The organism is Mammaliicoccus sp. B-M6 (assembly GCF_022386965.1).
In the GTDB taxonomy this organism is placed as follows: domain Bacteria; phylum Bacillota; class Bacilli; order Staphylococcales; family Staphylococcaceae; genus Mammaliicoccus; species Mammaliicoccus sciuri_A.
The window spans coordinates 1-18,147 of the sequence record NZ_JAJNHJ010000008.1; the positions used below are offsets into that span (position 1 = coordinate 1).

Consider the following 18,147-nt stretch of genomic DNA (forward strand, 5'->3'; position numbering starts at 1 on the left):
AGTCTAACAGACCATTTATCGCTTAATTAAGCTACTTATTTTTAAAAAAATAAGTAGTGATCAAACAACTATATCTGTTTAAACTTCAAAATAAATATAGTTGTTCGATTCATTAAAAACCAAAGGTTGATTACATTCTAAAGATATTACACAAACATATGGACTTGACTATAAAATAAATTACCGGTCCAGAAATGAGAAATACAGGCCGATAAATAAAAATATAGACCCGAAAACCTTGTTTTCGGGTCGCTCAATCTTTAAGATTCTATCAATTTTTCGTTATGTAAATTAATATAATATACTTCGTTATCTGTCCATTCATCAAATTCATAAATAAAGTTCTTTCTTAATACTTCAAATTCAAATCCTAATTTTTTAATGAGTTTTTTAGAAGGTTCGTTATCTACATTAATATGTGCTTCTATGCGATGAAGTTTTAATGTTTTATAACATTGGCTGATGACTTCTTTCATAGCTTCAAATGCATAACCTTGATTCCAAAATTGGTTGTGCAAGAAATAGCCACATTCTCCCCATTGGAAGTCAGACCTGCTTAATACTTTAATATCCAGCATGCCTACATGTTTGCCATTTTCTAGAAATATTCCAAATATAAACGTATCGTCTTGTTTAATGAGCGCTTGTTGTTTATCAACGAGTGCTTTAAACCAAGTTTCGTCGCATTCATCCATATTGATTTTCCCTTTGTCGTGTTTATATTGCGAAGGATATCGATTTTCAAAGCCTTCAATCCAATCTTTGTGGTCATCATAGTTTAAAGGTCGAATCGTCAACCTATTCGTACGGAAAGTTAATTCTTTATCTGTATACATTAAAAATCCCCTTTGTAAAAATATGTGTAATTTATTACATTATATACCTTAATTACCTAGGTTTGTAGAGGAAGCTTACAATAAAGATGTATGCTATTCATGAATTATTAGAGGTAATGAATACTATCCGATATAATTTGGTTATATAACGTCGAGTAAATATTATAGTATTAAATTATGATTAACCATGTAAGGAGGGAATGGAATGATAGATGATTTAAATAAAGCATTAGATTATATTGAAGATAATTTAACAAATGACTTATCTATTGAAAATATTGCTAAACATGTAGGTATATCTGATTATCACTTTCGGAAAATATTTCAGGCAATATCTGGTCTGCCTTTGAGTGAATATATTAAAAAGCGTAAATTGTCATTAGCTAATGTTGATTTAAAAAATGGTGAATCTGTTACTAAAGTAGCCTTTAAATATGGTTATCATTCAGTAGATGGATTTAGTCGCGCATTTAAAAACTGGACAGGTTCTTTGCCATCAAATGCAATGCATCTTGCATGTATAAAATCATTTCCTAAACTTACTTTTACGATAAGTATAAGAGGAGGTATAGATATGGAATATAGAATTGAAAATAAACCTGCTATCAAATTTGTCGGGGTTTCAACAAAGATACCTATGCAGTTTGAAGGTGTAAATCAAAGTATTGTAGAGCTTGCAAATAGTATTTCAAACGAACAAAAATCATATATGCATACACTTAATAATATTGAACCAAAAGAAGTATTAAATATTTCTTATGATGCTGATGCATATTTTGAAAAAGAAGAAGGATACTTAACTCATATGATTGGTGTAATTACTGATAAAGTAGAAATAAATCGTGAGTTATTAGATGTTTTTGAAGTTGAAGCACATACTTGGGCTGTATTTCCTAATGAAGGACATTTCCCATCTACAATGCAAAATACTATGGCAAGCATTTATGCAGAATGGCTACCATCTTCTGGGTATGAATTAGAAGATGTACCAAATTTCTCATTTACAAAAATGAATACCCAGGAAGAAACAGCTTACAGTGAAATTTGGATAGCAGTTAGAAGTATAGAAAAAGTCTAGGGTGCCATACCCTAGACTTTTTCTCATTAATAAGCTTTCTCTATATCATCTAATTGTTTAATTGTTGAACTAATGCCACCAGAACCGAAGAACCATGTGTTGGAATCAAACTTTAGTATATCTTTATTTTTGATGGCACTAACATTTTTAATGACTGGATTTTCAAGTTCTTGTGGTAATCCTTTAGAATCATCATCTGTTCTATTTATATAGAAGATTTTGTCTGGATTCTTTTCTGCGATATATTCATATGATACTAACTGTCCGCTTGAGTTTGCTGGCATGTCTGGATCAATATGTTTGATACCTAAATCACCACTTAAAAAGCCACCATATCTACCAGTTTTACCGTATGTCTTAATGCCTTTTTGGTCAATATTCGCAAACATAACGGTATCGTCATTCACTTTATTTTTTACAGATTTAACTTTTTGATCAAGTTTCTTTATGAGTGATTGAGTTTCATTTTCTTTATCGAATATTTTTCCAATATTTTGTGCATTTTCCTTAATAGATTCTATGTAACGATCATCATCAGGACTCACGTAAAGTACTTTTGCGTTAGGTGCGGCCTTTTTAAATTCTTTTAAGTTTTTAGTATAAGCTTGCCTAAATGATATTAAAATTAAATCCGGATCTTCTTCAGCGATTTTTTCAAAATTCGGTCTGCCGGGATTTCCTAAATTGGTATATTTATCATCTTTAAACTCTGATAAATAACTTGGTAAGAAATCACCATTTGGACCTTTAGGAATAGCTGTTATATGTTTTTGTAATTTCAAATCTTTCATAATATCTACAGCCCCATAATCCATGACAATAACTTTTTTAGGATTCTTAGGTATTGTTAAAGTTTCAGTTTTTTTCTTACCTCTATTATGATCTTTATTCTTTTCTTTATATTCAAAAGTATTCTTAATTGTGACAGTATCTTTATGACTGACTTCACCTTTACTATTACTACATGCAGATAATAATAAAAGAACACAAACGATGACGGTTATATACTTTTTCATGATTGCCTCCTATTTTTAATTGATAACATTTCTCAATTATACAAAATAATTTAAGAATAACAAGTGCTATTTTTAAAAATCGGGAATGTTTTAGAGGGTGCATATTTACTTATTCCCCATATAGAATAATTTGTATATAATTAAAGTAAGTCATGATATGGTGGTATGCAATATGAAGAAAAACTATATATTTATTATTTTATTTACCTTTTTTAGTATTATTGGCAGTAAATTATTTACATTTGCGCTTTCTTTTCATGTTTTAAAGATAACAGGAAGTGTACAAGCATTTTCTAATATTATGATTATATATTCGCTCATATTTATTTTGGGTAGCACTACTATCGGATATTATATAGATAAGATTAATAAAAAATCATTTATTATAACTATGCAGTGCATATCGATTTTATCAATTATAAGTATTTACTTAATACCAAATAGTTTAAACCAACTTCTATACATATACATAATTGTAGTCATTTTAACAGTTACAGATATGGCTGTATCACTCACTTTTAACAGTGGTTTGTTAAGTTTAGTTAGTGAACGTTTTATAGATCAAACAGTTTCATATAGAAATGTCATTCAGAATGTATTACAAATAGGTGCTCCAATTTTAGGTGGAATAGTATACGCTTATTTCGATATTAAGACTTTTATGATTATTATGTTTGTAACTGAGCTCATTTCATTAATAATAGTGCTTAATATTGCGTTTAATAAAGTTCTAGCAAGTAAAGTCTATGAAGAAGTTAAGGATACATTCTTTAACAGTTATAAAGTTGTATTTAAATTTTTGAAATCAAATAAAGATATATTTTTAATACTATTATCAGGATCTATCATTAACTTTATGTTTGGTTTCGTTACGGTAGGTATTCCAGGAAGTTTTGTCACTATATTTAATATGAATTCTAAACAGTTAGGAATCATTGAAACAGGATTTCCGCTAGCAGGTATATTGTTTGGTTTGATTTATCCTAAGTTGAAGAATAAAGGAACACTTGTAGCAAATATGCAAGTTGCCATGATTACTTTAGCTGTGGGAATACTCATATTATGTATTCCGTTTATAACAGATTTATATAATTTATCGATACTTGTAATATATTTTATAAGTATATTTATTATCGGAAGCGGCGTCGTACTGAGTAATGTACCGATAAACATTTATGTACAAAAAAATGTACCAGAACAAATAAAAGGTAAATATTTAGCATTGTCACAAACAATGTCACAAGTAATGATGCCTTTTGGAATTTTAGTTGCAGGTATACTCTTTGACATTAATTCAGTATTCTATATTATTTCGTTCACCTTTACCGCAATATTATGCTTTATCTTGGCATATCTTTACGCATTTATCAAAAAGCATGACGGCGTAATTTGAGGGATTATCAATAAAGAAATAGAAGTATTAGAATAAAGTATATATTAAACCCCAACTCGAAAATATCGGGTTGGGGTTTTTAAATTTATTAAAATGATTATTATTAAACAAAAGTAATAAAAATAAATAAATGTTTTATTTAATATTCCTTGTAATTGAAATTTAAAAGTGTAGGATGAAGGTGTATCATCTTATGATACATAATCTATATAAAGGGAGAGTAATCGAATGAACAAATTTTCAAAAGTTTTTGTTTCAACCGGTTTAGCAGTAGCGACAGTATTTACGGTAGGCGCGGCGGGTAACGGTCATTCCGTTGATGCGGCGAGCAACAGTAATATGGATAGCCAAGCTTCTCAACCTTATACTTCTTATTACAATGGATATGTGAGTTATGATCCTGGATTTTTCATAACGGATACATTCAAAAAAGGATTTGAATCAGGTAATTTCACGTTAAATGGATATGAAACACCTGCACATGAAGATTATGCTAAAGAACATCAAGATGAAGCTAAAAATATAAATTTATATGATCAAAATTTAAATGTATATAGTAACTACGGTTTAGATGCTAATGCACAACCGACAAATGCAAATCAATTTAATTTATCGATAGATGATGTTGTTGATTCTTACGGTACAGATTTCAGTAAATCAGGTAGTCCGAGAAGTGTTGAAGGTCAATATTCTTGGAGTTTAAATGGTTATAAAATTGCCTTCACTTCTGATGAAACAGGTACTGTAACGAGAATTGATTTCTATACGATTGTTGAATAATGCTATAGATTGTTAAATTGTTCTATACGATATTGAAGTTCATCAAAGTCTATTATACGGGCTTGTCGGTGAACTTCTTTTTGGTTGTAATAAAGTAATACGACAGGTGAAGTGAATAAATTTAATTGTCCGACTGCTTCTGGCATTTGATTAGCAACAATTTCGTATGCTGGAATGTCATAGTCTTCCACCATTTTTTGTACGATTGGATGATCTGCTTTACATACCGAACAATTCTCGCTAGATACATAGATTAGTGTGAATGTATGTGCATCAATCTGTTTATTTAATTCATCAAAAGTTGTGATGATTTTCATGAAATTTAGCTCCTATCATTTAATTATAATGGCAAATATTATACCATTATATGAGAACAGGAGGAAAAAATATGTTTGGTAATAAAGATAATGATTCAAAAGATAATAATCGATTTTATGTTAAATAGGTAGATAATGTTAAAGGATTAGGTCGCATTTCGATTCTTGTTGATCGTGAAACAGGCGTCAACTATATCAATGCTTGGGTAGGTACAGGTAGTGGTTTAACACCATTGTTAGATGAGAATGGAAAACCTGTAATAGATAAAGTTTAATAAAATATACATCAAAGTCAAAGGAGTATTTAAATGTCTAGAAGATTTCTAAAAATGATGATAACAGTTGTGACGATAATGTTAATCATCAATGTATCATCTGAAGAAGTAGAAGCGGCCCAAGAAGAAGGTACGATGGGTCATGGTTATAAGAAATACATAGAAAATGAAAATCAAAATACTTTTAGAAATAAACAAGAAATAGAGGAATCTTCGACAGTAGCTAAAGATGATTCGATACTTGATTTATCAGAATGGCAAGGTGAATTAACTGCAGCTCAAGTTAAAAAGCTTAAAGCCAATTATGACTTTATTATTTTAAGAGCACAGTATGGTTCAGACTATAAAGATGCAACATTTGATACAAATTCAAAATTACTTTCTGCCAATAATATGAAGTATGGTGTATATACATATAGTATGTATGAAAATGCAAGTGAAGCAAGAACAGAAGCGAAATCGCTATATAATAGAGCACCTAATGCAAGTTTCTATATCAATGATTATGAGGAAGAATCAGTTGCTTCAGGAGATACGAATGCAAGTACACTCGCTTGGTTAAATGAAATGAGGAAGTATTCAGGCGATAAGAAAGTATTACTATATTCTTATGAAGACTTTATGGTTAATCATACAGCAAATGCTGTCGGCTCTTATGATGGTTATTGGTTAGCCTCATATCAAGAAACACAACCTGAAAGAGAACATGTATTATGGCAATACACAGATAGTTACTATTCATCAGAACTTGATCAAAATGTCGATGCAAATGTACTAGGACCAAATGTGCAAACAAGCTGGTTTATAAATTAATGAGCATTATGATTTCTCTTTTGTAAAGTGAACGGTATAATCACTTGAAGAAAAGAAGGTGAATATAATGAACATATTAGATGAATACTTTATCTTATTTGATGAAGCAAGATACAGTGAAGAAAGTTTTCATAAATTAAATGAACTATTTCATGATGATATAGAATTTGTACTAAATAAGAAGACTTTTAAAGGTAAAGAAGCTTGGAAGCAGTTTGTTAAAAGTGTTTATACAACAAATAAAGATTTAAAACATATGCACAACGGTTGGACGCAAAACGAAGACGGTAGTTACGAAACAGATTGGGCAATTTGTGGTAATCGATATGAAACAGGTGTTTATACACAAGAAGGCAAAGATATCGCAAGATTAGATGCAAACGGCAAAATTATCTACTTAGAAAACCAACCTAAAGATGATCAATTGTTTTCAAATCAATCATAAAAAACTTAGAAGAGTTCCTAAAATTATTTTGGGAACTGTTCTTTTTCCATTAATGGGACGGGACCATTATTGACGATTGTTGTGAAATGTTTGATTAAATGAGATTTATCGATTCTATTTTCGTCTTGTATCCAATGTTTAATAAGTGAAATACCTGCACCTGATACATAGCTTGTGAAATATAGTAATGGAATATCACCAATAGTGTTGTTGATATTCTTATATGAACTTAAATGATCAAATATCAATGGTTAATAGATAAAAATCGAGAAAGAGCTTTTTCTGACAGACGATTATATTAAATAGTACGAATTTAATAGTTAAATAAATATTGTCTAATTTGACATAAATTGGTATAATAATGTTAATAAATAATCGGCGTTGTAGCGCAGATATAAAAATTAATACTACATAGAAATATTAAAAGAGACTGAGACATTACTTTGTGTCCCAGTCTTTTTTTAATTGAAAAATCAATCTAAACGTGAGGTTCTATGTTGCTTGTTTAGGCTGTCTTGCAACATACAGAGGTTCTATGTTGCTTGTTTCACCAGTCTTGATAAATACGAGGTTCTCAACATTGCTTGTCGAGCCCCGCTTGCAATATTCAGCCTCTCAACATTGCTAGTCACGCTCCACTTGCAATATTCAGCTTCTTATTTCTAAAAATGAAAAAAGTCTAGAACATTTCTGTCCCAGACGTTTGTATGTCTTAAATATCTATATAAATAGATACTTTAAAGCTAGGATTTTGTATCCCAGCTTTATTTTTTATGTTCTTCTATAAATGCTTTTGTCTTACTAGTAATGAGTGGTCCGCCTGTGTATATGTCTCTAGTTGATGGGTTTTTGACTTTTTCAGTTGGACGAATGCCATGTGCATGTATACCTATGACATGGTTGTCTTGATTAAATACTGGAGATCCTGAAAATCCTATAGTTCGATGCATGTGTCCGATATATTCGATATAGTCTTGAGTTGGTTTAAGATAGAATCCTTTTGATTGATACATATATTGACCGTCATATGGTTCTTCATTTGGATAACCTGCCATAAATAATGCTGATTTAGGTTTCAATTTTTGAATTTCACGTTCGGATGCTATAGTTAAAGGTTTAATTTTAGGTGTTAATGATTTTTCAGTAATGAGTACTGCGACATCTCTTTCGTTTGATTTATAAAATTGCTTAATCTTGAATTTCATCGGTGTATATTGATTAGATTTAGCTGGAAAGAAATAAAATTGTTTCTTTTCCTTATTTCCGTCATCATCACTTGCGACATGTGAAGCTGTGATAACTGTATGATCATCGACGACAAACCCTGTTGCGCCATTTCCTGACTTGCCTGTTTCATCAGATGTAACTTTACCAACAGCTTGACTGATAGTTTTGTCGTTTGAATGAAATGGTTTGATTTTAAGTTGCTCATTTGGAATTTGTGAACCTAATTTAAAAGCTTCTTGATAATCATGATGTGTTGCTTTAGTAAATGTATCTTTATAGGTTGCAGGGACATCAGTTGGTATCAATAAATAATTGAACATGGAAATTATGAGTATTAAATATAATTTAAGGTATAACAGCATTTAATCACAATCTTTCTCAAAATTGAATCATCACTATGTTATACCCTGATATTTCTATTATAAAAATCCAACGACAATAAATGTGATTACTGATAACACGATTGACGTTATAAGCATTGCTATCATTGGTTTGAATGCTTTCGTTTTTAAGTCACTGAAAGATACATTTAAACCGATACCGACCATTGCCATAATTAAGATGAGTGTTGTAAATGTACTGATTACATTTACTATTGATTCAGGAATAGGAATGAACGTATTCACAGCGCTCATAATTAAAAATCCAATTAAAAAGTACGGAAAGTCTATTTTTTGTGACACTTTATGTGATCTCTTTCTATTAACGATAATTAAGAAAATAATACTTAATGGTATTAATAGAAATACTCTACCTAACTTTGTTAATAAGCCAATGCCTAATGATGACTGTCCTCCGGCATCTGCTGCTAAAATAACGTGTGCAATTTCATGTAAGCTTGAACCTGACCAAATACCATAAAATTCAGCATTCATTGGAAAAATAGCGAATAATAGCGTGTAAGTTAAAGAGAATATTGTACCCATTATGGCCACTAAACCTACACTAATCCCAACATCACTGTCTTTAGATTTAAGAATAGGTGATATTGCGGCAATTGCAGCTGCACCACAAACACCAGTTCCAACACCTAATAACAAGACTAAATTGTTATCTCCTTTAATGATTTTATTTAAAAACAAAATAAACAATATCGCAAAAGCGACGACACCAACATCTAGTAATAATAATGTGCTACCTTGGTGAATAATCGTCCACAAATTTAATTTAAGCCCGTATAGAATAATCGCAAATCTTAATAATTTTTTTGATGAAAATGCAATCCCCGATTCGATTTGCGTAGGATATCCCCTGAAATGTCTATATAAAATAGCTGTAATAATCGCAATTGCGAGTGCACCAACTTTGTTAAATACCGGTAAATACGATAAAAGTATACTGACAATAGCAACTAAAAACGTAAATCCAATACCGAGTAAAAAACGTTTATTAAATTTCTCCCCCATAATGTTCACCTCAACGTAAGTTTAAGTGCAAGATGAATATTTGTGAAATGCTATTTTTAAATATATAATATAACAAAAATGATATGAGGTGGTTGTAATGGAAGATAAATTACAAATCTTAAAAGTTATTGTAGAAGAAGAGGGCTTTACGAATGCTGCCGAAAAGTTATATAAATCACAGCCATCAATAAGTAGAGATATCAAAACACTTGAAGAAAAATATCAAATTAAGATTTTTGAAAATACAAGAAAGCATATTATTTTGACAGAAGAGGGAAGAGAGTTATATAACTATGCATGCCAATTAGCAATATTAGATGAGCAATTGCAAACAAAAATTAATCAGCATAAAGAAGATGTGAAAGGGAAGTTTGTCATAGGAACGAGTCACACTTTCGGTCAATCGATGTTACTAGACTTAACAATCTATCTACAAACAAAATATCCAAAATTAAATATTCATATATATGTCTATAACTCAGCTGATATATTAAATAAGTTGAAAGATTACTCACTTGATCTAGGCATTATCGAAAAGCCAGTACTGGACGACAAAATCAATAGTGAAGTCCTAACGAGAGATAAACTATTACTCGTGAAAAATAAACAAACAAACCAAAATTTAAATCAATTAAGATGTTACGTTAGAGAAACAGGATCGGGTATAAGATATTATCAAGATATGCTATTACAGCAATTGAATTTAACATCTCGTAAAGTCGTCATTAATGATAACCAATTAATTTTAGAACTCGTTAAACAAAACATGGGCTTTACGATATTATCCAATTTCTCTATAAAATCATTTGATGAAGATTATATCGTCACAAACGACCTAGATTTAAATCGTAATTTCTTTATAGTGTCTAACAAATCAAGATACAAGACAAATAAATATAATACGATCGTAAATGAAATTAAGAACTATGAGTTTAGATAAATACATAAAGAGACTGGGACATAATATAATGTCTCAGTCTCTTTAAACATCTTGGCAGTAGCTGACTGAATTGAAAATGCGCTTTTAACAAGCTTTTTTCAACTCTAGTCATCCTTGCCGGGGCGGGACTACGAAATCTTTTTATACAAATTAGATTTCTGTCCCGCTCCCTTATGTAACAACATTTATTTATTATCTTCAATTTCTTTGGCCAATACTGTATCTACAGGATTTTCACTTTTATTAAGTTCCGAAACAATATTCTTTTTATCAATGTCACTACGATTCTGGCTTAGTTTATAAGCAGCATCAATTTCTTCAATTTCCATTTTAAAACCTACAATACCTTTAACTTGTTTTTTCGTTTGATCTGATAAATTGTTCCAAGTTGCACCATTTTGTCGATGACTTTCATATTTATTTAAAAGGATCGTCAAATCATCTACTAACTCTGACTCACTTAACAAATGCCCTTTACCATACGCATGTATACTTTGGTAATCCCAAGTTGGAACATCTTCTTTTTCATACCATGTAGAAGAAATATAAGCATGAGGACCATGGAATATGATAAGGATATGTTCGTTTGATTCGATTGTTTGCCATTGTTTATTAGCATTTGCAAAATGGCCTGACACATATAAGGTATTATCTTTTTCTTCAATATTAACCGGTAAATGTGTAGCAAGAGGTTTTAATTCGTCATAAGTAATGATGGTTACAAAATTATTATGCATCATAAAATCTTTGATTTTTCCATAATCCTTCATTTGATAATATTTTGGTACATACATGTAAAAGCCCCCTTATAAATCATTCATCATAATGCACGAAGGCTGAGAGATATCGTGCGCCACCCACTCTTTAAAATTACTTATTCTCTTAATGATACCCAAGTAATCTAGAAATTTTGTTAGCACATGTTTTTAATTCATCTACAAAGAACTCTTTCTTATCTAATTCTGTTGTAGGGAATGAAAGGCTGATAGCGCCTTGGACTTCGTTTCGATAGTTTACGAAGTATGTACTTACGCAATATATGCCTTTTTCGTTTTCTTCGTTATCAACGGAATAACCTTGTTCCCGGATGACTGCTATTTCATCGATGAATTGATCATAGTCTGTGATTGTATTTTCGGTTAGTTTAACAATGTTCGATTGATTCCATATTTCTTGGATTCTTTCATTCTCATACGTCGAAAGGATAGATTTACCTACTGCTGTGCAATACATTGGTGCTCGTTTCCCAATTTTTGATGCCATCGATCGATTGTTATTACTTGGTATAAATTTATCAATATATACCACTTCGTTATTGTCTTCCACTACTAAATGACATGTTTCCCCAACTGTTGTCATCAGCTGACTAATCATACTTTTAGCTACATTTAAAAAATCAATATTTTGTACACGTTTATTCCCAAGTTGGAACATTTTAAAAGTTATTTCATATTGATTGGTCAATGCGTTTTGTTGAACGTAGCCATTGCTAATCAATGAATTAACAAGTCTATGTACAGTTGCTTTAGATAATTGAGTTTCATCTACTAAGTCTTTTAATGATATTTGTTCTTTTTCAGATATGATTTCTAAAATGCTTAATGCGCGGTCAATGGATTGAACGTTAGAAGCCATAATCATCACCTCTTTGATAAAAATATAGCATAAATTATTCTATGAATTAAGTAACATAGATGAAAATAAATAATTGACAACGTTTTCACAAACGTTATAATAATACTAAATATTACTATACAATACATTGTATCATAATGTGGAACGGAGGGCTATTTTGAAAAAGTATAAAATTTTAAACCAGTTACATGAAAATTACCTCGTTGCAGTTGTTAGAGGGAATGACGAGGATGAAACAAAGAAAATTGTGGATGAAATCATTAAAGGTGGATTTAAAAATATAGAAATTACGTTTACTGTACCGAATGCTGAAGAAGTGATTAATCAAGTACATAAACAATATGGTGATGATATCGTTCTTGGTGCAGGTACAGTGTTAGATGCTGCTACTGCACAAATTGCGATTAATAAAGGGGCGCAATATATTGTAAGTCCGCATTTAGACACCAATATATCTAAATTATGTAATGTATATTCTATTCCATACTTACCAGGTTGTAGTAGTGCAACAGAAATTATAGAAGCGTTACGCTATGGCTCTGATTTAATTAAACTGTTCCCAGGAGGACAATTAGGTGCCGGATTTATTAAAGATATTAAAGGTCCAGTACCTAACGTAGAACTGATGCCTTCCGGAGGCGTGAATTTAGATAACGTATCTGATTGGATTGAAAAAGGTTCATTTGCTGTAGGTATTGGTGGCGACTTAACGAAAGAATTTACAGGAAATAATTATGAAGTTATTTCAGAAAAAGCTCAAAAGTATGTAGAAGCTGTTAGAAATCGATGAAAGTGAGTGGTAGAAATGAGGCTTTTCACAATAGGTGATTCCATGATAGCCATGAATCCTAGTAATAAAGGACCTTTGAAATTTAATCATACATTCCAAAGAACAATTGGAGGCGCGGAATTAAATGTAGCAATTGGTGCGAGTAGATTAGGGTTAGAAACAACTTTTTATTCAAAAGTTGGTAAAGATGAATTTGGTCAACATATTATCAATAATTTACGTGGAGAAGGTATTGATACAGAGCATATCGAACAAGTATCAGGAAAAAACACGTCCGTTTATTTTAAACAAATCAATGCAGATGGAAGCGGTGCTTCATTTTATTATCGAGACAATGCACCCATTAAAGACTTAACAGAAGAAGATGTCGCACATATTAACTTTGATGATATTGATTATTTCCACGTCAGTGGTGTGTTTGTCGCATTATTGCACCATAAAATCGAACTGATTCAATCAATGATAAAAAAAGCACAAAAAGCAAATACAACTGTAACTTTAGATCCAAATATTAGACTAAAAACTTGGTCTAAAGAAACAGCAAGTGAAAGTCTAGGCGCGTTATTGCCTTATACAGATATTCTGTTAACAAGCGATGAAGAACTAGAAATTCTTAAAATAGCGACACCATTTGAAAATATTGAAGATTTATTAAAAGAACAAGGCTTACAAGAAATCATTGTCAAAGGTGGACATTTACCAACACAATTTGTAAGCAATGAAGAACAATTTGAAACAGAAGTCTTTCCAGTAAGTCCAATCGATACAGTAGGCGCTGGAGATGGCTTTTCAAGCGGATACTTGTTCGCTTTAAGTAAAGAATATACAGCAAAAGAACGCGTAAGATTCGCAAATGCAGTTGGTGGAATGGTTACAGAAGTAATAGGCGATAACGAAGGATTGCCATATTTAGAACAAGTAGAAAGTTTCTTGAGTGGTAAAGAACTTATAAATAGATAGAAAAGAGTGTGTATACATGAAAGCAGCTAGAGTAATCGGAAAAAATGAACTTGTTGTAGAAACATTAGATAAACCTAAGATAAACGAAGAACAAAATATTTTAATAAAAACTAAAAAAGTGGGCATATGTGGTTCAGATAGACATATTTTACATGGAACTAACCCATTAGCAACTATTCCTAGAGTGGTTGGACATGAAGTAGTAGGCATTGTAGATGAGGTTTATGGAGAGTCTGAATTACAAGTAGGCGATCACGTGGTCGTTGAACCTATTAGACCTTGTGGAGAATGTTATGCATGTAAGCAAGGTAGACCAAATGTATGTGAGAAGTTAGTCGTTTTCGGTGTGCATGAAGATGGTGGTATGAGAGAGTACTTCGCTATTAATGAGAAGCAACTTCATAAAGTAAATAAAGATATTCCATTTGAAAAGAGCGTTCTGATTGAACCACTTACAATTGGTGCTCAAGCAACTAGTAGAGGCGATCTTCAAGATGGAGATACTCTACTTATACAAGGGGCTGGCCCTATTGGATTATGCATATTACGATACGCTAAATTGAAAGATGTAAAAGTAATCATTTCAGATTTAGATCAATCAAGATTGGATTATGCAAAACAACAAGGTGCAGATATTTCCATTAATGTGGCTGAGAAAGATTTACTTGAAGAAGTCAGATCCATTACGAATGGCGAAGGCGTCAATGTATCGATAGATGCAGTTTGTATGCCTCAAACATTTGAAACAAGTGTTCAAGTAACGTCTGCAGCAGGGAGAGTGGTCGTATTAGGATTTGATGAAAGACCAGCTAACATTTCACAAATGCCAATTACAAAAAATGAACTGACTATTGTTGGTTCAAGATTACAAACTTATAAGTTTGCAGAAGTAATAGAGAATATTGAAAAAGGTAAATTTGATGATTTTGATTTAGTAACACATCAATTTGATTTAAATGAAGCAAAAGAAGCGTTTCAATATATAGATGAACATCCAGAACAAGTTAAGAAGGCTATTATTAATTTCAATTAGGAGATGGATAAAATGGAAATGACATTTCGTTGGTACGGAAGAAACAATGACACAATTACATTAGAAGATATTAAACAAATACCTAATACAACTGGGATTGTATGGGCACTTCATGAAAAGCCAGTTGGTGCTGTTTGGGAAAAAGAAGAAATTAAAGAAGAAGTTGAATATATTGAATCACATGGATTTAATGCAAAAGTTGTTGAAAGTGTGAATGTTCATGAATCTATTAAATTAGGTAATAGTGAACGTGATGAATTAATCGAAAATTATAAACAAACAATTGAGAATTTAGCTGAATATGGTGTGGAAGTTATTTGTTATAACTTCATGCCAATATTTGATTGGACTAGAACAGATATGTTCCATCCATTAGAAGATGGTTCTACAGCACTATACTTTGATTATGAAAAAGTTAAAAATTTAGATCCGAAAGAATTAATAGAAACTGTTTCAAGTGCGAGTAAAAATCTAACAATGCCAGGTTGGGAACCAGAAAAATTAGATCAAATTTCAGAACTATTTGAAGCTTATAAAGACATAGATGAAGAAAAATTATGGGAAAACTTTGCATACTTTATAAACGCAATCATTCCAACTGCAGAACGTTGTGGCATTAAAATGGCAATTCACCCAGATGATCCACCATATTCTATTTTCAACTTACCAAGAATTATAACTGGTGCAGATAGTTACGAGAGAATGTTTGAAATCAATAATAGTCCAAATAATGCGATTACGTTATGTACGGGCTCTATGGGTGCTAGTAAAGATAATGATATGGCAGAAATTGCTTTGAAATACCATGAGCATGCACCATTTATGCATATTAGAAATGTTCGTATCTCCGAAAATGGCAGTTTTGTAGAGACTTCTCATTTTACAGAAGACGGTAATATTGATATTGCACAAATTATGAAACATTTATCAGATGCAGATTATAAAGGATACATTCGACCAGATCACGGTAGACATTTATGGAATGAAGAATGTCGTCCAGGATACGGATTATATGATAGAGCATTAGGCATTATGTACTTAAATGGATTATGGGATGCATATCAACTTGAAAAGGAGTCTGGTAAAAATGTTTAGTAAACATGAAAGTTTAAAAGATAAAGTTGTTGTAATTACAGGTGGAAGCGGAGTGCTTTGTAGAACAATTGCGAAAGAATTAGGCAAACAAGGCATGCAAATCGCCATTTTAAATCGTACTTATGATAAAGGTGTAGAAGTTGTTCAAGAAATAGAAGCTGAAGGTGGTATTGCTCGTAACTATTCAGTTGATGTTACGAATGAAGAATCGCTAACGAAAGCTAAAGACGAAATTTTAGAAGCATTTGGAAAAATTGACTATTTAATTAATGGTGCAGGTGGTAATAATCCTGACGCTATTACAGATTCAGAGTCATATAATGCTGAAGATAAAAAGAACTTTTTTGATTTAGAACAAAGTGGATTTGAACATGTATTTAATAATAACTTTATTGGTTCATTTGTTGCTGCCAAAGTATTCGGTAAAGAATTACTGAAGTCAGAGCATGCAAGTATTATTAATTTCTCTTCTATGAGCAGTTACGCACCAATGACTAAAGTGCCAGCATATAGTGCTGCAAAAGCTGCTATTAATAACTTTACGCAGTGGTTGGCTGTTTATTTTGCAGAGGAAGATATTAGAGTTAATGCGATTGCGCCAGGATTTTTCTTAACAGAACAAAATAGAGACTTATTATTAAACGAAGACGGAAGTCTGACGGCACGTTCAGAAAAAATATTAAGTCAAACACCTCTTGGAGAATTTGGGAAACCAGAAGCACTTATCGGTACGATTTTATGGTTATTAGATAAAGATTATTCATCATTTGTAAATGGCATTACTGTACCAGTCGATGGCGGGTTTATGGCATACTCAGGCGTTTAATAAACATACAAAGGGGATTCGAGCATGGGAAAAATAGGTAGGAATGGCAAGATTATTTTAATATTTCTATTTTTAGCGGGTGTTATTAATTATTTAGATCGTTCTGCACTTTCAGTAGCAGCACCGTTTATACAAGAGGATTTAAAATTAACACCAGGTCAAATGGGTATTATTTTTAGTAGTTTTTCAATTGGTTATGCAATATTCAACTTTGTTGGCGGTGTAGCTTCTGATAAATTTGGTGCAAAAATCACATTGTTTGTTGCAATGATTGTTTGGTCACTATTTAGTGGTGCGATCGTTTTAGTAGTCGGATTTGTAAGTTTGTTTATTGTCCGAATATTGTTCGGTATGGGTGAAGGTCCATTAAGCGCAACCATTAATAAGATGGTTAATAACTGGTATCCACCTTCAAAACGTGCAACAGCTGTAGGACTAGCAAATAGTGGTACTCCTCTTGGCGGTGCTATTTCAGGTCCAATAGTAGGGTATATCGCTTTACATTTAGGTTGGAGAGTATCTTTCATAGCTATTATGGTCATTGGTATAATTTGGGCTATATCTTGGTGGTTCTTTGCGAAAGAAAAACCAGATTATATTGAAGAAACTAAAATTGATGAAAAAGCAGATATAGCACCAGTTACTACATTTAAATTGGGATATTATTTAAAGAATCCTACTGTGCTCTTTACGGCATTCGCTTTCTTTGCTTATAACTATATTTTATTCTTCTTCTTAACATGGTTCCCAAGTTATTTAGTTGATGCTCGTAACTTAAGTATTGAAAACATGAGTTTAATTACTGTTATACCATGGGTTTTAGGATTTTTAGGTCTAGCAATGAGTGGTATCGTTTCAGACTTTGTTTATAAACATACTGTTCAAAAAGGTGTGCTTTTCTCTAGAAAAGTTGTTCTGGTTATTTGTTTATTCCTTTCAGCTGTGTGTATCGGTATTTCAGGAATAGTCACAACAACAGCTGGCGCTGTAACGTTAGTTGCCTTATCTGTTTTATTCTTGTATTTAACAGGCGCAATATATTGGGCAATTGTACAAGATGTTGTAGATAGTAATAATGTTGGATCTGTTGGTGGCTTTATGCATTTATTAGCAAATACTGCTGGTATTGTTGGTCCAACTATTACAGGTTATATTATTCAAACAACTGGAACATATACAGCTGCCTTTTTACTTGCAGGTGGATTAGCAGTGATAGCTTCTATAGCCGTTATATTCTTTGTTAAACCAATTGCAAAACCTGAAGGTGTATAAAATCGAGTAA

Annotated in this window: 21 protein-coding genes; 13 read left to right on the top strand and 8 right to left on the bottom strand. The window is 31.6% G+C overall.

Annotated elements, in window-relative coordinates:
* Window positions 1-260 precede the first annotated feature (260 nt).
* The gene (locus tag LQ693_RS04380) at window positions 261-836 is read right to left on the bottom strand and encodes a GNAT family N-acetyltransferase (RefSeq protein WP_025904781.1); all 576 of its coding nucleotides are present in this window, start codon (window positions 834-836) and stop codon (window positions 261-263) included.
* A gap of 205 nt (window positions 837-1,041) precedes the next feature.
* On the opposite strand from LQ693_RS04380, the gene LQ693_RS04385 reads away from it, so the two are divergent.
* On the top strand, window positions 1,042-1,914 hold the full coding sequence (locus tag LQ693_RS04385; RefSeq protein WP_025904780.1) for an AraC family transcriptional regulator: 873 nt from the start codon (window positions 1,042-1,044) through the stop codon (window positions 1,912-1,914).
* Window positions 1,915-1,940: 26 nt separating this feature from the next.
* Here the strand turns inward: LQ693_RS04385 and LQ693_RS04390 are convergent, their stop codons facing one another.
* Window positions 1,941-2,930 (bottom strand): siderophore ABC transporter substrate-binding protein, encoded by a 990-nt coding sequence (locus LQ693_RS04390; RefSeq protein WP_239703083.1) that lies wholly within the window; start codon window positions 2,928-2,930, stop codon window positions 1,941-1,943.
* Between the two features lie 172 nt (window positions 2,931-3,102).
* Here LQ693_RS04390 and LQ693_RS04395 point away from each other — a divergent pair, with 172 nt between their 5' ends.
* Both LQ693_RS04395 and isaB read left to right on the top strand, forming a co-directional pair.
* Window positions 3,103-4,323, top strand: a complete 1,221-nt coding sequence (locus LQ693_RS04395; protein ID WP_158011153.1) for an MFS transporter — start codon at window positions 3,103-3,105, stop codon at window positions 4,321-4,323.
* A gap of 228 nt (window positions 4,324-4,551) precedes the next feature.
* The gene (gene isaB / locus LQ693_RS04400; RefSeq protein WP_049319496.1) at window positions 4,552-5,103 is read left to right on the top strand and encodes an immunodominant staphylococcal antigen IsaB family protein; all 552 of its coding nucleotides are present in this window, start codon (window positions 4,552-4,554) and stop codon (window positions 5,101-5,103) included.
* 2 nt (window positions 5,104-5,105) lie between these two features.
* Here isaB and LQ693_RS04405 read toward each other — a convergent pair whose 3' ends face one another.
* On the bottom strand, window positions 5,106-5,420 hold the full coding sequence (locus LQ693_RS04405) for a thioredoxin family protein (RefSeq protein ID WP_058590832.1): 315 nt from the start codon (window positions 5,418-5,420) through the stop codon (window positions 5,106-5,108).
* Between the two features lie 161 nt (window positions 5,421-5,581).
* On the opposite strand from LQ693_RS04405, the gene LQ693_RS13745 reads away from it, so the two are divergent.
* The 3 genes from LQ693_RS13745 (at window position 5,582) to LQ693_RS04420 (ending at window position 6,953) form a co-directional block, all read left to right on the top strand.
* The gene (locus LQ693_RS13745; RefSeq protein ID WP_308192878.1) at window positions 5,582-5,695 is read left to right on the top strand and encodes a DUF6440 family protein; all 114 of its coding nucleotides are present in this window, start codon (window positions 5,582-5,584) and stop codon (window positions 5,693-5,695) included.
* A 33-nt stretch (window positions 5,696-5,728) separates the two neighbouring features.
* The gene (locus tag LQ693_RS04415) at window positions 5,729-6,508 is read left to right on the top strand and encodes a GH25 family lysozyme (protein WP_119495325.1); all 780 of its coding nucleotides are present in this window, start codon (window positions 5,729-5,731) and stop codon (window positions 6,506-6,508) included.
* Between the two features lie 67 nt (window positions 6,509-6,575).
* Window positions 6,576-6,953 (top strand): polyketide cyclase, encoded by a 378-nt coding sequence (locus LQ693_RS04420; RefSeq protein ID WP_025904774.1) that lies wholly within the window; start codon window positions 6,576-6,578, stop codon window positions 6,951-6,953.
* A gap of 23 nt (window positions 6,954-6,976) precedes the next feature.
* Here LQ693_RS04420 and LQ693_RS04425 read toward each other — a convergent pair whose 3' ends face one another.
* The 3 genes from LQ693_RS04425 to LQ693_RS04435 form a co-directional block, all read right to left on the bottom strand.
* Window positions 6,977-7,201 (bottom strand): TetR-like C-terminal domain-containing protein, encoded by a 225-nt coding sequence (locus LQ693_RS04425; protein WP_107565792.1) that lies wholly within the window; start codon window positions 7,199-7,201, stop codon window positions 6,977-6,979.
* A gap of 516 nt (window positions 7,202-7,717) precedes the next feature.
* Window positions 7,718-8,542: a trypsin-like serine peptidase gene (locus tag LQ693_RS04430; protein WP_025904773.1), complete on the bottom strand. Its 825-nt coding sequence runs from the start codon at window positions 8,540-8,542 to the stop codon at window positions 7,718-7,720.
* Between the two features lie 57 nt (window positions 8,543-8,599).
* Window positions 8,600-9,586, bottom strand: a complete 987-nt coding sequence (locus LQ693_RS04435; protein ID WP_107572851.1) for a YeiH family protein — start codon at window positions 9,584-9,586, stop codon at window positions 8,600-8,602.
* 97 nt (window positions 9,587-9,683) lie between these two features.
* Between LQ693_RS04435 and LQ693_RS04440 the strand changes: the two genes are divergently transcribed.
* Window positions 9,684-10,526 (top strand): LysR family transcriptional regulator, encoded by an 843-nt coding sequence (locus LQ693_RS04440; RefSeq protein WP_025904771.1) that lies wholly within the window; start codon window positions 9,684-9,686, stop codon window positions 10,524-10,526.
* Window positions 10,527-10,711: 185 nt separating this feature from the next.
* Here LQ693_RS04440 and LQ693_RS04445 read toward each other — a convergent pair whose 3' ends face one another.
* Window positions 10,712-11,320, bottom strand: a complete 609-nt coding sequence (locus LQ693_RS04445; RefSeq protein WP_107565794.1) for an FMN-binding negative transcriptional regulator — start codon at window positions 11,318-11,320, stop codon at window positions 10,712-10,714.
* A gap of 88 nt (window positions 11,321-11,408) precedes the next feature.
* Window positions 11,409-12,161 (bottom strand): IclR family transcriptional regulator, encoded by a 753-nt coding sequence (locus tag LQ693_RS04450; RefSeq protein ID WP_107565795.1) that lies wholly within the window; start codon window positions 12,159-12,161, stop codon window positions 11,409-11,411.
* Window positions 12,162-12,318: 157 nt separating this feature from the next.
* On the opposite strand from LQ693_RS04450, the gene LQ693_RS04455 reads away from it, so the two are divergent.
* From LQ693_RS04455 to LQ693_RS04480, 6 genes are read left to right on the top strand one after another with little or no spacing between them, the layout of a single operon-like run.
* Window positions 12,319-12,951, top strand: coding sequence for a bifunctional 2-keto-4-hydroxyglutarate aldolase/2-keto-3-deoxy-6-phosphogluconate aldolase (locus tag LQ693_RS04455; RefSeq protein ID WP_107572852.1), 633 nt, complete (start codon window positions 12,319-12,321; stop codon window positions 12,949-12,951).
* Window positions 12,952-12,966: 15 nt separating this feature from the next.
* Window positions 12,967-13,911, top strand: coding sequence for a sugar kinase (locus LQ693_RS04460; RefSeq protein WP_107572853.1), 945 nt, complete (start codon window positions 12,967-12,969; stop codon window positions 13,909-13,911).
* Between the two features lie 16 nt (window positions 13,912-13,927).
* Window positions 13,928-14,944, top strand: coding sequence for a zinc-binding alcohol dehydrogenase family protein (locus tag LQ693_RS04465; RefSeq protein ID WP_107590838.1), 1,017 nt, complete (start codon window positions 13,928-13,930; stop codon window positions 14,942-14,944).
* Between the two features lie 12 nt (window positions 14,945-14,956).
* On the top strand, window positions 14,957-16,039 hold the full coding sequence (gene uxuA, locus LQ693_RS04470) for a mannonate dehydratase (RefSeq protein WP_107572855.1): 1,083 nt from the start codon (window positions 14,957-14,959) through the stop codon (window positions 16,037-16,039).
* Window positions 16,032-16,865, top strand: coding sequence for an SDR family oxidoreductase (locus LQ693_RS04475; RefSeq protein WP_119495327.1), 834 nt, complete (start codon window positions 16,032-16,034; stop codon window positions 16,863-16,865). Before uxuA ends, LQ693_RS04475 begins: the two co-directional genes overlap by 8 nt.
* A gap of 24 nt (window positions 16,866-16,889) precedes the next feature.
* Window positions 16,890-18,137, top strand: coding sequence for an MFS transporter (locus LQ693_RS04480; RefSeq protein WP_103362056.1), 1,248 nt, complete (start codon window positions 16,890-16,892; stop codon window positions 18,135-18,137).
* Window positions 18,138-18,147: the final 10 nt, after the last annotated feature.